At 46.6% G+C, this 15,962-nt stretch carries 7 protein-coding genes and 2 pseudogenes; 6 read left to right on the forward strand and 3 right to left on the reverse strand.

Going from position 1 to position 15,962, the window contains the following annotated elements:
- Nucleotides 1-4: 4 nt before the first annotated feature.
- Nucleotides 5-948, reverse strand: a pseudogene (locus tag AC0IYG_RS24885) (phytanoyl-CoA dioxygenase family protein).
- A 160-nt stretch (nucleotides 949-1,108) separates the two neighbouring features.
- Between AC0IYG_RS24885 and AC0IYG_RS24890 the strand changes: the two are divergent.
- From AC0IYG_RS24890 to AC0IYG_RS24910, 5 genes and pseudogenes are all read left to right on the forward strand, one after another.
- Nucleotides 1,109-1,954: an AraC family transcriptional regulator gene (locus AC0IYG_RS24890; protein ID WP_471713775.1), complete on the forward strand. Its 846-nt coding sequence runs from the start codon at nucleotides 1,109-1,111 to the stop codon at nucleotides 1,952-1,954.
- A gap of 200 nt (nucleotides 1,955-2,154) precedes the next feature.
- On the forward strand, nucleotides 2,155-2,814 hold the full coding sequence (locus tag AC0IYG_RS24895) for a 2'-5' RNA ligase family protein (RefSeq protein ID WP_471713776.1): 660 nt from the start codon (nucleotides 2,155-2,157) through the stop codon (nucleotides 2,812-2,814).
- A gap of 189 nt (nucleotides 2,815-3,003) precedes the next feature.
- A pseudogene (locus tag AC0IYG_RS24900) lies at nucleotides 3,004-4,873 on the forward strand (gamma-glutamyltransferase family protein).
- Nucleotides 4,874-4,903: 30 nt separating this feature from the next.
- Nucleotides 4,904-6,202: an NCS2 family permease gene (locus AC0IYG_RS24905; RefSeq protein WP_471713777.1), complete on the forward strand. Its 1,299-nt coding sequence runs from the start codon at nucleotides 4,904-4,906 to the stop codon at nucleotides 6,200-6,202.
- An 8-nt stretch (nucleotides 6,203-6,210) separates the two neighbouring features.
- Nucleotides 6,211-7,032 (forward strand): 5'-methylthioadenosine/adenosylhomocysteine nucleosidase, encoded by an 822-nt coding sequence (locus tag AC0IYG_RS24910; RefSeq protein ID WP_471713778.1) that lies wholly within the window; start codon nucleotides 6,211-6,213, stop codon nucleotides 7,030-7,032.
- A 71-nt stretch (nucleotides 7,033-7,103) separates the two neighbouring features.
- Here AC0IYG_RS24910 and AC0IYG_RS24915 read toward each other — a convergent pair whose 3' ends face one another.
- A complete protein-coding gene (locus tag AC0IYG_RS24915) occupies nucleotides 7,104-9,671 on the reverse strand; it encodes a TonB-dependent receptor (protein WP_471713780.1) in 2,568 nt (855 codons plus the stop codon).
- A 113-nt stretch (nucleotides 9,672-9,784) separates the two neighbouring features.
- Between AC0IYG_RS24915 and AC0IYG_RS24920 the strand changes: the two genes are divergently transcribed.
- Complete coding sequence (locus AC0IYG_RS24920; protein WP_471713781.1) at nucleotides 9,785-11,674, forward strand: sulfatase family protein; 1,890 nt, start codon at nucleotides 9,785-9,787, stop codon at nucleotides 11,672-11,674.
- Here AC0IYG_RS24920 and AC0IYG_RS24925 read toward each other — a convergent pair.
- Nucleotides 11,660-15,802 carry a hybrid sensor histidine kinase/response regulator gene (locus AC0IYG_RS24925; protein WP_471713782.1) on the reverse strand — a complete coding sequence of 1,381 codons (4,143 nt, stop codon included), beginning with the start codon at nucleotides 15,800-15,802 and terminating at the stop codon, nucleotides 11,660-11,662. The two genes, AC0IYG_RS24920 and AC0IYG_RS24925, sit on opposite strands and share 15 nt — an antisense overlap.
- Nucleotides 15,803-15,962: the final 160 nt, after the last annotated feature.

Consider the following 15,962-nt stretch of genomic DNA (forward strand, 5'->3'; position numbering starts at 1 on the left):
TGGCTCACCATTTATCCAGCCCAAGCAGTTTCCTGCCGAGCTCCGAAAGCGTCGCCGTTTCGTATTTGGTCTTTTCCCAATTTCTCGGATCACCCGGAAATGCATAACCTTCTGGCGCTTGTCTTTCCCTCCAGAATTGATGCGCCATTGTCTTAGTTCCTCATCGTCTTCCTGGGCAGGCATCATAGAAATGTATTGCGCCAGACGGACTTTGTTTTTGCTTCTGTTTGCCCGGATGCCATGTGGCTGGGAGCTGTTGAAAATCAGCAAATCACCGGCATTCATTTTCACTTTAACAAGTTCAAAACCAGTTGTATCGGGCTGGAAATGGTTGCGATCTTCGGGCTGGGTCAGCTTCCACGTGTCATAAGTTCTGAAAAGCTCGGGTATGCACTGGAAGCCACCCATATTTTCATCATCCTGATCTGCAAGCGCCAGAACGCCCTGCACATTTTGCGGTTTGGTCTCCGGATCGTAATCCCAGTGAATAAACCCTTTATAATCGAATCCAGGCCGCAAAGGCACATTCAGGTTTGCACGGTCGATGGTTACCCAAAGTTTTTCGGTGCCCCAAATGTCTGCGAATGCCTGATGAACTTTGGGAAACTGCCGGTTCTCCCACATATATTGATGGTTGTAAACTTCCACCATGCCCGTGTTGGTAAGTTCTTTCATCTTCATTTCAGCACGCGGAGGCGCATACCACGTTTCAGGATCGTTCGGATCTTTTTCCTCGAATTCCCAAAGGAAATTGGCCAGTTGTTCAACCTGCTGCTTAGGCACAGCATCTTTAATAACGATGTAACCATTATGAATCCAGAAATCCCATTGCTCTTCGGTCATCAATGTCAGCGGTCTGCCATTACTTCTATCATTAAGCTTCACGTTACTGGACTTGGCCGTTGATGGATTGCCTGGAATGTCCTTGTGAGCCTGTGCGGGAGCCATTGTATGTTGCTGCATAAAATATTATTTTAGCGTTAATTAATAGAACAAAGCTAGTAGGCGTAAACATCTGCTTCCACCTTTCCAATATCCATCATTTGCTCGCTATTGATAATTTTCCATACAACGTTGCTGCTTTTGATCAATAGCATTACATTCATTCATGAAAATTATCAGAGAAGAAATCGTCCCCAGCCAAGGCAGCTCATTCAAGGTGCTCCTGACGCCCGGGCTTAATGATACTTTTTTATGGCATTTTCACCCTGAGTATGAGATCGTTTACGTTGAAGGGACCAGCGGGACGCGGCATGTGGGCGAGCATACATCGGTGTATGAGGGAAGCGACCTCGTTTTTATAGGGCCAAACATTCCGCATCTCAACTTCGATTACGGCGTCCGGAGCGCATGTGAGCAGGTCATTGTGCAAATGAAGGAGGATTTTCTCGGCAAGGATTTCCTAAACCTTCCGGAATTTAGCGCGATCAGAAATTTATTTGACAAGGCGCATTACGGAGTTTGCTTTTCCGGCAAAACGAAAGATGTTTTGGCCGGGCATTTAAAGCAACTCCCAAATCTTGACCATTTCGATCAGCTGTTGCTGCTCCTGAAAATTTTACAAACACTGGCTGTTTGCGAAGACATTAGTCTGCTCAACGACAAACCAGCGGGTAATAAGTCATTGCAGAAAGAGCAGCACCGGATGAACCTGATCTATAAATACATTGAGCTGCATTTCGATCAGCGCCCGGATGTGAATGTCATAGCCGAACAGGTTAACCTGACGACCGCAGCCTTCTGCCGTTTTTTCAAGAAGAACACGAAAATGACGTTTACGGATTTTGTAAACACTTACCGGATCAACCAGGCGAAAAACCTGCTTTTGCAAGATAAAACGGTTTCCGAAACGTGCTTTGCCGTCGGTTTTGAAAGTCTCTCCTACTTCAACAAGCTCTTTAAAAGCCTCGAAAACGAAAATCCTTCTGACTTCAAAAAAAGATACCGCATATAACAAGCGCTGCTGAGCTTTATTTCCAGATTTCCGCACGATTAATCAGCGCCAAAACGCTGCTTAACCTGCATTATTCGGCCCAACGCGACCGCTGTCAACCTGTTATCAAAAATAAATCAGATATTTTTAGTGTCAAACATTTGATATTTAAAATAACAATATTATTTTTACAACACAGTTACACTTCATCAACATCATCAATGAAAAGCGTTCACATTAACAACAACCATTGGAATACACTGGCCAGCATCAGGCACCACATGTATGAATATATGTTGGTATTTTCTTGTGACCAGGTTACCGAGGCTTTGCTTCACAATGTAAAGCGTTATTTCGAGGACAACTATGGATGTGCTTATGCGGCGAATCTTGTTCCGCATCTGGCGCTGTTCCAATGTACGATCCACGAAAACAAAGTTGACCGGATCTTGCAGGGTTTTGAAAAAGTGGCACGCCATGTGTCTCCTTTTGAAATTTCGCTGACCCAATTTAATAAGTATGAACGCGGCACATTTTACGTAGATGTAGAGTCCAACGCATCCGCGCAGATCATGGATTTAACCAAAAAGCTGAAAAGCGAAGTGGGTCCGCACGTAAAGCAATGGGCTCCGGGAGAATATCATTTTTGTGAAGACCCTCATTTCACTGTGGCAAGAAACATGAGCGCGCTGCAGGTGGCGAAAGCAACAATGGATTGGCTTTACCGCGAGTTTTTAGCAACATTTCCCGCAACTGATATGGTGCTGCTCAAAAAGATCATTGATCAACGGATCAAAATTCGAGCAAATAGCCAAGTTTCCGTTATTAGGACTTCCGGGAGGCGACTATATGCAAGGTTCATTATTTTAAAAGGCACATAATTAGCAGTAATACAACACTTCATCAGCAATCTATAACCTAATGCATCCCGGAAGTGTAGCATCAAATACAATGCTGCGCGTCCGGGATTTTTTGTGCTAGTGTCACATTGCTAATGTTCGCTTACATTGCCTCCGCATTGTTTTTTGTTTACATTTAACAATACGATGATCCTAAACTGCCTAACCCGAATGAAAATAAAATTTCTACTTAAATCCATTGTATTTTCTGTAACCGCAAGCGCTGCGGTTGGACAATCATTCAACAACTTTCCAGTTGCAACTCAAAAACCTCCGCTGCATGCCAAGCATTGGATTGGCATTACGGGTAAGCCGTTGGCTGCAACCGCCGGAGCAATGGTTTTTGCAAAAGGTGGAAATGCAATTGATGCTTCGTGCGCCATGCTTGCTGCTACATGTACAATGTGGGATGTGCTGAGCTGGGGCGGAGAAACGCAGGCGCTGATCTACAATCCCAAAACGAAAAAAGTGATCGCAATCAATGCGATGGGTGTTGCTCCAACCGGCGCAACGGCTGACTTTTTCAAAAACAAGGGCATGAAATATCCACCGGAATATGGCCCGCTGGCAGCTACCACGCCCGGAACAGCAGGTGGTCTCATGACGATGCTGGCTGAATACGGAACCATGTCGCTTAAAGATGTGCTGGCTCCTGCAATGCAACTGGCGGAGGGTTACCCGATTGAAGCGCAGACGGCGAATGCGATTGAACGTGATAAAGCTGAAATAAAGAAATGGCCATACGCGACGAAAGTCTTTTTACCGCATTTGGGATCGAAGCGCGAGGCTCCGGACGCAGGTGAGATTTTTGTTCAAAAAGACCTGCTGGCAACATTGCAAAAACTCGTTGACACGGAACAGCAAGCTTTGAAAAGCGGCAAATCAAGAAAAGAAGCCATTTATGCTGCTTACGAACGCTTTTATAAAGGAGATATTGCCAAAGAAATTGCACGGTCGACGCAGGAACAAGGCGGACTGATCACCGAGCAGGACATGGCCAACTGGAAAGTCAAAATCGAAGAGCCATTAATGACTTCGTACAGAGGCATTGATGTATATAAGATGCAGCAATGGACGCAGGGCCCGGTAATGTTGCAGACTTTGAACATGCTCGAAAACTTCGACCTAAAAAGCATGGGTTACAACTCCTCGCGATATGTGCACACGCTTTACCAGACAATGAACCTCGCTTTTGCGGATCGTGACTTCTACTATGGCGACCCGGCCTTTGCACCTGACGAACCTATGAAAGGCCTGCTTTCGAAAGAATATGCGAAGGAAAGGATCAAGCAGATCAAATGGGAAACAAATGATGCAAAGGCGCTTCCTGGTGACCCTTACCCGTTTGAAGGAAAGAAAAATCCATATGCAGACCAGATCAAAATGTGGGGCAATTTCAGTGCTTCGCTAAACAGGAACGCAAATGGGCTGAATGAAAAATACATGGAAGAATTCACTGCGGGAACAACCTCGGTTGAAGCTGCAGATGAAGAAGGTTGGGTTGTGAGCATTACGCCAAGCGGCGGCTGGGTGCCTGCCTGCATCGCGGGCAATACGGGCGTGGGTTTAAGTCAGCGTATGCAGTCTTTTGTGCTGGATGCCAAAGAAAATCCTTTTAATGTTGTTGAACCAGGAAAACGTCCACGGGTGACGCTAACACCTAGTCTGGCGCTTAAAGATGGCAAACCGTTCCTTTCGTTTGCAAAGCAAGCCGGCGATGAGCAGGACCAGCTGTTGCTGCAATTCTTTTTAAATGTTGTCGAATTTGGCATGACGGTTCAGGAAGCGACTGAGGCACCGAGCTTCAAAACTTTGCAAATGTATGCGAGCTTCGGCTCACACGAGAAAGAGCCCGGAGGCTTGATACTCAATCAATCCATGCCGGACTGGTCGAGAAAAGAGCTTACCAGAATGGGCTATAAGCTTTATTACCAACCCAGAACCAGCGGGCCGATTAATGCCATTTATTTTGATTGGCAGCACAAGAGTTTCTGGGGCGGATCCAGCAGATCATGGCGAAGACTATGGCATAGGCTGGTAAGCGCATTCTTTTGAAATAAACCAATAAGTTATGTTTTCTGCTGCTGAGCTAAAAAAAAGCAACACCACGTTTTCGACTGAAATTCTGGCCGGAATCTCTTCGTTTCTTGCGACAGCTTACATTATCGTTGTCAACCCGTCGATTCTTAGCCAGACCGGGATGCCATTTTCGGCGGTGCTGACAGCCACGATCTTGGTCGCATTTTTTAGCAGCATGATGATGGGATTGTATGCCAACAATCCGATCCTGGTTGCGCCGGGCATGGGGCTCAATGCTTTCTTTACATTCACGGCTGTTTTCACCGAAAAACTGAGCTGGCAAGTTGCGCTCGGGACCGTGTTTTGGTCGGGCGTTTTCTTTTTGTTTTTGTCTCTATTTAATGTCAGGGCCTATATAGTAAGAGCGATCCCGAAATCACTTCGGTTTGCCATCGCTGCCGGGATCGGCCTTTTTATTACGCTGATTGGTTTTGCAAATGCTAAGTTCATTGTCGCGCATCCGGCCACAATGGTTGGCTTGGGGAAGCTGAATGCTTCATCGCTCACATTCGCTGCTGGTCTTCTGATCACCGTTGTGTTACTGATCAGAAATGTAAAAGGCAGCATTCTGATCGGCATAGTGCTGACAAGCTTGCTCGCGTGGCCAATTGGTCGCTGGTGGGGCGGCACAGAAACTGTGATTACGATCGGTCAGCTCGTTTCCAAGCCTGATTTCAGTCTTTTGTTTGAACTGGACCTGGTTAATTCGCTGAAATGGAGCCTTGCGCCAATTATTCTCGCATTCGTTTTTACCGACATGTTCGACAGTCTGTCCACGTTTGTAGGACTCGCCGAAGCCGCTGAGTTGCTTGATGAAAACGGCGAGCCGAAAAACATCAAGCGATCTCTGATCACCGATGCATTTTCAACAACCGTCGCCGGACTCGTCGGAAGCAGCCCGGGCACGGCTTACATTGAATCCGCCGTCGGCATTGAACAAGGTGGAAAAACGGGTCTTACTGCTGTTGCAGGTGCTATTTTGTTTCTTCCATTTCTATTTTTATCGCCGCTTTTGAGCGCTATTCCTTCTATTGCCACAGCACCGGCGCTTGTTCTTGTCGGCGTTTTTATGATGAAACCGGTCGTTAAAATAAACTGGGGCAATCTGAGTGAAGCATTTCCGGCATTTTTCGCAATGGTGCTCATTCCATTCACTTATTCGATCACGCAAGGGATCATCTGGGGCTTTCTTAGTTGGACGGCCCTGCACATTGCCACTGGCAAAATCCGCGAAATTAGCCTTGCTTTGTGGATTATCGATATTTTCGCCATTCTCGCTCTCATTCTTTAAATTTAATAATGAAAAAAAATCTGCTCCTACTATCCCTGTTTTTGCTCCAAACAACCCTTCTCTCAGCGCAGCGAATTACCGGCGTGCTCGGCGCTTTTCCTCCCGAGCTTGTTTTGCTTCAGAGCAAAATGGAAAACAAAAGAGACACAATCATTCAGCAAATACGATTTACGAAAGGCACATTGAGCGGCCGAGACATTGTTTTAGCGCAAACGGGAATCGGCAAGGTGAATGCTGCCATTGCAACGACGCTGCTGATCGAGCATTTCAAGCCATCTGAAATTGTTTTTTCAGGCATAGCGGGCGGCATTGATCCGAAACTAGGTCCGGGCGATATCGTCATTGGGACGCAAATCACTTACCACGATTATGGCATGGCGCAAGATGCGGGAATGCAATACTGGTCGACAAAAAATCCGGCTTCGATGCTGGAAAATCCCAGGTCGTTTGCTTGTGATTCAGCACTTGTCAGAAAAGCTTTTGAGATAGCAAAGAAGCTTCAATTTACAAAGATCAAGCGTGAGAAAGGGAGCTTTGATCCGGCCGTTACAAAGGGTGTGATTGTCACCGGTGACGTGTTTGTATCTTCAAAAATCATCACGGAGCGGCTGCGCAAAGAGCTCAATGCGGCTGCCACAGAAATGGAGGGCGCTGCCATTGCCCAAACTTGCTTTCAGCAAAATGTGCCTTTTCTGATCATTCGAAGTCTAAGCGATAATGCAAATGAGAAAGCCGAGAGCGATATTAAAACCTTTTATGACATTGCAGCCCGTAACGCAGCGACACTCTTAATGGGTGTTTTAGGGGAAATTAAAACACCCGCTAAGTAAGCTTTTAAACATAAAAAACCTTCGCTGCGGATCACAGCGAAGATTTTTTATTTAATCAAATCATTGTTTACTCAAAAGGAATAACGCAAAGTCACACCGTAAGTCCGTTGGTCGCCCAATACGGCTGCATAATGTCCGGCGTTACCAGCTGCTGGCAACAATTGCTCGAAATAGTTTTTATTCAACAAGTTGCGCGCCCAAACAGTGACTGCTACGCCGTTCGATGCACGGAATCCAACACGGCCATTCAGCAATGCGTAACCATCAATGTTCAGGAACTGTGACGGTGAAGCACTGGATGAGAACGAAGAACGGTAGTAACTGTCAGCTGCTAGGAAATACCGCCCTTTCAAACTGATAAACTTGCCAGCGCCGCTCAACTCACCGCCCAGCGATCCAGCCCATTTGGAAATCCCCGGCAGCTTGCCACCCGAAATGTCTTTGAAAGCTGATTCACCACCTGTTTCTTCAAGCGGCACGGGGGCATTTGTGAATTTCACATATTTTCCGTCCGTGTAAGCAGCCGCAGCATTGAACGACAAGTTGCTGTTGACCCGAACACCCGCGTCCAGCTCGACACCAATTACGCGAACGCGCTCAGCATTAGCAAGATAACCACGGTTAACACCCACTTCCGCAGTCTGAACCTGCGTCTGGTAATCCTTGATATCCGTGTTATGCACGACCAAGTTCAGCGTAGACTGCGGCGTCGGACGTGTTTTGATCCCGAATTCATAATGCGTTACATATTCAGGCTTAACCCGCGCCAGATCGATCAGGATTGCTCCGTTCGCCGTTGGAAGACCGCCCAGGTTCACGCCCACAGGCTTGTAACTGTTTGAGTATGTGACAAATGCATTTACTTGCTTCGTCGGCTTGTACGCCAATGTCAGCTGACCTGAAAAGTTGTTTTCTTCCACATCAAAAGTGAAAGCCTGATTGGTATAAACTGCATTTTTCAATGCAACAAGAGCTGGATCAGTCGTTTGCAAGCCGCCATAAGTCTGACGGTTATAATCAACATCTTTTTTGTCATAGTTAAACCGAATCCCTGGAAGCAAGTGCAGCTTATCCGTAATGGCCCAGTCGATTTGTCCAAAAACAGCTCCTCCAAAAGATTTAAGGCGAGAAGTAGTTTTGATTCCAAAACCCTCAAAAAGACCCGGTGTTTTCCAAAGCGCGCTCGTCGAACTTTGTGAGAACCGCCATTGCGCCGCACCCGATTCTTCTGTGTGAACTGGATCCGTTTTAAGATCCTGTCCTATTGCAAATACACCGATCACACCACTCAAACGCGAGCTGAAATTACCCGCATAACGGATTTCCTGCGTCCATTGCTCATGTCTCGATGTTGCAGCAGATTTGGAAAGAACAGGAAGCCCTGTAAAATCGCGGTCGTTAGACGGGTCCCAATTCCAGTAACGCCATGCCGTCGTGGAAGTCAGCGTTCCGCGTCCGATTTTGGCATCAATGTTCAGCGAAACGCCGCCAAGCTCATTACCCGATCTCCATGGCGTGTCGTGATCGATCAGGCGATCAAACGGGTTGGTGCTCGGCAACTTGTAATTCAAATCTGAAATAATCTGGTCAAACTGGCGATAGGCCGCTCTTTTTGTTTTGACAACACCCGCAACAACCTGCGCATAACCATCAGGCTTTTGTGCCGAAGCGTCGCCCGCCAATGTTATTTTTACTTTGTCAGAAGGCGTGTAAAGCAGCTGTCCGCGAAAACCGAGATTGTTAATGTCATTAACCGGCTTTTCCGTGCGCACATTATACAAAAGTCCATTGCGCTGTGTTCCGGAGAACGATGCACGCGCCGCCAGCTTCTTGCCTAATGGGCCTGTAATTGAGGCTTTTGCCTGAATATATCCGAAGTTACCGTAACTCACCTCGAAGTTGGCGCCGGGTGTAAAACTCGGAGCGCGGGTGGTGATGTTGAAGGCACCTGCTGTGGTATTTTTACCAAATAATGTTCCCTGAGGCCCTCTGAGCACTTCTATCTGATCAATGTCGATGAAATCGAGTGTGGTGGCAGCGGGTCGCGCGAAGTAAACGCCGTCCACATAAAAGCCAACACCCGGGTCAATTCCATCATTGGTCAAACCGAATGTGGAGCCAAGGCCCCTGATATTCAATGTTGTATTTCGTGGATTGGATGAATAAAGCTGAACCGTCGGCACAAGTTCTTTCAAACGGTTAACATTGAACGCGCCTGCATCTTCGGCCGTTACGCCGCGGATAATCGAGATCGGAATGGGCACGTCCTGCGCCGATTCCTGACGGCGACGCGACGAAATGATCACATCGTCGAGCTGGTTGTTGTTGACATCCAACTTGATCTCCACCTTATTTTCATTGATTAAGACTTCCTTTTTGATATAACCTACAAAAGAAACGATCAGCGTAAAAGGCAGTTTCTGTCCGGTTATCAGACTAAAATCGCCGTTGACATCGGTAACTGCTCCATTGGTTGTCCCTTTAATGGTGACGGTGGAACCAATAAGCGGCTCGTTAGTGGCCGCATCGAGCACTTTTCCTGAAATGGTGGCATTAATAATGGTGTTATCCTGTGCGGCAAGGAACCGGGGCGCGAGCATGACGCCCAGTAGCAAGGTAAATCTTAAAATTTGTTTCATTTCGATCCTGTTCGTGGTATAATCCTCAAATGTACAAACACAGTTTATATTTAGTATATAGATTTAGTAGAATTTTAAAAAATTGATATATTTAATCGATATATCTGACACTTATGAAGAAAATTTGCCTGCTGATGATAGGGTTGACGGCTTTTATCGCCGGTTCACAAGCCCAACAAAAACCAAATGTACTTTGGATCACCATAGAAGACACTTCTCCCAAATTCATCGGCTGCTACGGAAATAAGCATGCAAAAACGCCTGTTATTGACCAGCTTGCGAAGGAGGGCATCAGATTTACCAATGCCTTTTCAACGGGTTCCGTGTGCTCACCCAGCCGCACCTGCCTCATTACGGGCGTAAAAACTTATGAAACCGGCACGGGCAATCACCGCAGCAATTACGCTTTGCCATCATTTATACATGGATTCCCGCATTACTTAAAAAAAGCGGGTTACCACACTTCCAACAATAGTAAAACCGATTATAATGTCTCCGGGAACAAGGCTTTTATAGCGGATGCGTGGCATGAAAGCAGTGGAAAAGCGGGCTGGTGGAACCGCAAACCGGGCCAGCCATTCTTTGCGGTTTTCAACTACAACGACTCCCACCAGTCGCGCACAATGACGGATCCATACGAAAAGTACACCAAAGAAGTGCTCGACGAATTGCCCCCCGCAGATCGCATTGCGGAAGACGACTTTGAGATGCCGCCAATTTATAAAGACAGTCCGGAAATGCGGAAACAATTCGCCCGTGTTTACAATGCTATCAAGCTGACCGACAACAAAATAGGGAAATTATTGCAGCGGCTGGAAGCGGATAAATTGCGGGACAGCACGATCATTTTCTTCTTTGCGGATCACGGCGAAGGCATTCCGCGCGGCAAAACAAATGGCATTGACCTCGGTTATCGCGTGCCGTTTGTGATCTGGTTTCCGCCGATGTACGCACATTTGTCTCCGTGGGGCAAAAGTGGCGTGGTTACCGAGGAGCTGATTGATTTCAATGACCTTGCCCCTACCCTGATCAGCCTCGCCGCTGGCAAGGTCCCGGATTATATGAAAGGCCGGATCCTCATTGGCCCGCAGCGCCACCGCCCAGCGGATCATCTTGTGCTGTCCTCGGACCGGTCGGATAATGGCATTGACATGGTGCGAACTGTGACGGATGGCCGCTTTATTTACAGCCGAAACTTTATGCCTTACATGCCTGAACTGCGCTACATCCATTATATGGAAATAGCTGAAATGAAGCAGCAAATGCGTAAAGACCTGGCGGAAAACAAATTGAATGATTTGCAAAAAGGTCTTTTCAAACCACGAGAACCAGAATTTTTATTCGACACGAAAAATGATCCCTGGGAAACGAAAAACCTGATTCAGGACCCTGCATATAAGACGGTTACAGATAAATTGAGCAACTTACTAAGCAAAGAAATGCTCTCCGCGCGTGATGTTATGCTTTTGCCTGAATACGAAATTGCGGCCATTTCTAAAACCACGGCACCTTATCAGTTTAAACAGAATGATGCAGATTTCGATGTGAAGGCGATTTTGAATGCTGCCTTGCTATCGGGAAAAAGATCGAAGTCCGTCGCCGCAGAACAGATTAGACTTTTGAAAAACAAAAATAAAATTGTTCGTTACTGGGCTGCGCTAGGGCTTCGTTCTCAAAATGCGGAGGTTTTAAAACCTTATAAACGCGAGTTGCTCGCTGGCATGCAGGACGCATATGCGCCAGTTGCTGTTACCAATGCTGCAATTCTTTTCGACGTTTTCAATGAGGCAGCTGCTGCTGAAAATTTGAAAAAGCATTGTGAATCTGACAATGCTGAGCTGGCGCTGATGGCCATAAATTATCTGCTTTATATCAAGGAGAAATCGCCGTTTGTCGAAACGATCAAGTCTGTTTATAAGACTCAGAATGACACGGTTGACTCGGACAACAGCGTTGCTTACAAGGTAAAGTCAGCGTGTCAGGATTTTCTAGACATTCTTTAACTGTGTCGACCATTTTTCGAGCAAATTCATCAGCTGTTCCGGATTAAGCGGCTTGCTGATATAATCGTCCATGCCGGCAGCAATGCACCGGTCGCGATCTTCCTGCATGGCGTTGGCAGTCATAGCAATAATGTAAGGCAGCTCGCCCGATTCCTGTTTGATGAGCCGGGTGGCTTCCAATCCGTCCATATAAGGCATTTGGATATCCATCAAAATCACGTCAAAGCTTTGTTGCTGAGATTTTTTCCAGGCCTGCGAACCGTCCGTGACCATATCAATGCTGTAACCCAGCTTAGAAAGCATATCTGTGATCACAATCTGATTGACCTTGTTATCTTCTGCGACAAGAATGGAAAGCGGATATTTGATCGCGAAATCCTTGCTGAGCTTCTTTTTAGCAGGCTCGGCTGGCGGCAGGATCTGCTCCGAATGGTCTTTTTGTCTGCTCAGTTCGCGGGAAACGCTTTTGTAAAGCAATCCCTGGCGCACAGGCTTCAAAAGAATGGTGCTGAACAGATCGACTTCAAATGGCTGACTATCATGCGCTCGTGAATTGAGCAGGATAACCGGCACGTCTTTGTGATCTCGCTTAATGCTTTTGGCGAGATCCACCCCATTCATTCCCGGCATATCCATGTCTGTCAAAACAAGGTCAATATCCTGATGATCAGCCATTAATGCAAGCGCTTTGTTGCCGTTGGCGGCGGTTAATGCGGTTACTTTCCATTCCGCAAGCTGGCCTGCCAGAATTTCGAGGCTGTGCTGGTTATCGTCTACAATTAAAACTTTGTGCGGCTCATTAGTCAGTTCCAAGAATGGCTGAACCGAGGCTGGTTTCGACTTATCGACTTTCATCAAAACTGTGAAACTGAACGTGCTGCCCTCCCCCGCCTTACTGCTCACATGGATTTCTCCACCCATTAATCTGACAAGCTTTTCACAGATTACAAGTCCCAGGCCCGTGCCGCCATATTGTCTTGTTGTGGAGGAATCGACTTGTGAAAATGCTTTGAACAGACGGTCCATTTTATCCGCAGTGATGCCAATGCCCGTGTCTTTTACTTTGAATTTTAATTCCAGATTGCTGTCATTAAGCACTTTATCAATCACAACGCTTAAATAGACTTCTCCATCCTTAGTAAACTTGATGGCATTGCCGACCAGATTGATAATGATCTGGCGCAGCCGGAAACTGTCACCGATCAAATGCGTCGGGACGCTGCTTTCTATTTTATATAAAAGGTCGATTTGCTGTTCGCTTGCTTTCAAAGTAAAAATATCCATCACCTCTTCAATGCAAGCGCGGAGATGGAACTCGCTCTCTTCCAGCTCCATATTGCCCGATTCGATCTTGGAAAAATCAAGAATGTCATTGATAACGGTTAGCAAATCTTCTCCGCAAGCCTGAATGGATTTCGTATAATTGAGCTGGTCATCATTCAGCGGCGTCTCAGCCAGCAGCGATGCCATGCCGATCACACCATTCATGGGCGTCCGGATTTCGTGACTCATTACGGCCAGGAATGAGCTTTTGGCCCGGTTAGCAAGCTCAGCGCGTTGCTTTGCGTGTTTTTCTTCTTCGATGGCGTGTTCCAATTGCTGGGTTCGCTCCTTAATCTGCTTTTCGAGGTCTCTTTTCTGGTTGCGGATTGTGTTCGTCCTGATGCGGTAAATAATGATGATCAGCGCAACAATGATGGCGATACACAGCATTTGAAACCACCATGCGCGCCAGAATGGCGGCTCAATGATGATCCGGATAAATGTGCCTTTGTTGTTCCAGTAACCGTCATTGTTCGATGCTTTTACACGAAATGTATAAGTTCCGGGATCCAAATTCGTGTAAGTCGCCGTCCGTTTTGTGCCCACATAATTCCAATCCGAATCGAAGCCTTCCAGAATGTAAGCGTATTGATTTTTTTCAGGAACGGTGTAGTTAAGCGCCGCAAATTCAAATGTAAAAACCGATTGCCCGTACGAAAGCCTTATTTCATTGGTTTCACTGATGTGCTTCTGCAAAGGCGAGTTTTCGCCGATGGTGACGTGCTTATTGAAAATCTGAAAGCCGGTTACATAAACGGGCGGCGTGAACGTGTTGTAAAGCAGGCTGTCGGGATAAAACACATTGAGCCCGCTGACACCGCCAAAGTACATTTCTCCGTCTGCCGTCTGAAAAGCCGAATTGTCGCGGAACTCGCTCCCTTGCAGGCCGTCTTTAACCCCAAAGTTGCGGAAGGTTTTGGTTACCGTATTAAATTTAGAAATGCCCTTATTTGTGCTAAGCCACAAGTTTTTATGCTGGTCTTTCAGCATTGCAAAAACTACATTGCTGGGGAGTCCTTCCTTCTCGGTGTAAGCGCGGAATGTTTCTGTTTTACGGTCAAAATAGTTGAGGCCACCGCCAACTGTGCCAATCCAGAGATTGCCGTCATCACCTTGTAAAATGGACTGCACTTTGCTATGCGAAAGGCTTGCTTTGTTGTTCGGATCGTGGCGGTAATGTATGAAATGCTTGCGGTCCGAACCCAGCTTATCGAGGCCATTGTATGTGCCGACCCATATTTGCCCGTCGCTATCCTGAAATACGGTTGTGGCGATCGAGGAACTCAGGCTTCTGGGATCATTCGGATTCGGCAAATAGTTGATATACTCATCCTTGAAAGGATTGTAACAGTCCAGCCCGCCTTTCCAGGTCCCGATCCAAATGTTGCCTTCCCGGTCCCTAAACAAGTTATTCACATCAGCAGCGGAGAGACTGGTCGGCCTATCCGTCCTGGGCAAATGATGCAGGATTGCGCCCGTTCTGATATTAAAAAAGTCAAAACCACCATTGTGAAAACCCAGGCAAAGCACATGTTTGCTGTATTGAATGACGGCGATCAGATAATCGTTGCTGATCGAGTTCGGATTTTTGGGATCATGCCGATAGTGGGTAAATTTCTTGGTTTTCCGGTTGAATAAATTCAGCCCGCCGCCGTCTGTTCCAATCCAGATGTTACTCTTGCTGCTGTCACCGCGAATGGATAAAATCGTGCTGTTACTAAGGCTGTTGAGGTCATCTGCGACCTGCCTGTAAGTTGTAAATTTCGCGCCGACCTTTGGCAAAAAATCTACGCCGGCCGCATAAGTGCCGATCCAGACATTTTCAGCCTTATCCTTGTAAATGCAATACACCGAGTTATTTCCCAGCGTGCTTGGCTCGTAGGGGTTGTGCTGACAGGTTGTAAATTTCCCTTCCTTAACGTCATAAATACTGATTCCACCATTCTCTGTTCCAATCCAGAGCTGGCCGTCCTTCACTTCCGTTATAGAAAGAACGTCGTTGTAGGAAATGGAATTTGGATTGGCGGGATTATGGATAAAGTTGCGAAAAGTGCCATCTTTCCGATTAAAAAGCGCGATTCCTCCGCCTTTTGTGCCAGCCCAGAGATTTCCTTTTGAATCAACACAAAGCGCGTTAATCCAGTCTGAGCGCAAGGCCGTGGGATTTTTAATGTTTTTGAAATAACCCTTTGTCTTTAATGTTGCCGGGTTAACATTGTATAAACCGTGTTCAGTGCCCAGCCAAAGCGAACCGTCGCGATCCTCGGCAATGCGGTAAATAAATTCGCGCACAGGCATCTGCTTTCTCTCGCCCAGATCTTGATAGGATTTAAATGAGCCATCTTTTGGGTTAAATAAAAACAGCCCTTCACTCGTCCCAAGCCAGATCCGCCCTTTACTATCCTGAAAAATGTCATTGGTCTCATAACTCTGCCACTTGTCGGAATAATGCACGAAATGGTTTTTTTCCCGGTCATAGCGGTCGAGGCCGCTGGATGTTGCCACCCAAAGGTTTCCCTCCGCATCTTCGAGCAGATCACCTACATAACTGTCGGCAATGCTGGTGTTATTTTGCCCATCATGTTTGTAATGTGTAAAAGTATAACCGTCGTATTTATTAAGTCCATCCTCGGTGCCAAACCACATAAAGCCTTTTCTGTCATTGAGGATCGCAACTACATGACTTTGTGAAAGCCCTTCATTTGTGGTCAGATGCTTGAAGCTGGCAGCCTGTCCAAAGCTGCCCGATATATTTAAAAACAAAAATAAAGTCCCTATAATGGCGGCATAAAGCGCTTTTTCCATTTACTTAAAACGATTCTTAATATGCAGAAAACCAAAAGCCCCCTGGCAATTTCGGAGCAGGAACTCGCCAGCAATTAAGACAAAAAAACCCGTAAAACAAGACCGCTTTGCCTTGTGTTTCACGTCGGTTGCAACATTTCTACAAGGAAATTAGTAGTGT

The sequence above is a fragment of the Dyadobacter sp. AC419 genome (genome assembly GCF_979253085.1).

Bases quoted from the DNA above. Each gene is read 5' to 3' on its own strand.
- AC0IYG_RS24910 (WP_471713778.1), top strand. From the start codon at position 6,211: ATGAAAAAAAATCTGCTCCTACTATCCCTGTTTTTGCTCCAAACAACC.
- AC0IYG_RS24905 (WP_471713777.1), top strand. From the start codon at position 4,904: ATGTTTTCTGCTGCTGAGCTAAAAAAAAGCAACACCACGTTTTCGACT.
- AC0IYG_RS24890 (WP_471713775.1), top strand. From the start codon at position 1,109: ATGAAAATTATCAGAGAAGAAATCGTCCCCAGCCAAGGCAGCTCATTC.
- AC0IYG_RS24920 (WP_471713781.1), top strand. From the start codon at position 9,785: ATGAAGAAAATTTGCCTGCTGATGATAGGGTTGACGGCTTTTATCGCC.
- AC0IYG_RS24915 (WP_471713780.1), bottom strand. From the start codon at position 9,671: ATGAAACAAATTTTAAGATTTACCTTGCTACTGGGCGTCATGCTCGCG.
- AC0IYG_RS24925 (WP_471713782.1), bottom strand. From the start codon at position 15,802: ATGGAAAAAGCGCTTTATGCCGCCATTATAGGGACTTTATTTTTGTTT.
- AC0IYG_RS24895 (WP_471713776.1), top strand. From the start codon at position 2,155: ATGAAAAGCGTTCACATTAACAACAACCATTGGAATACACTGGCCAGC.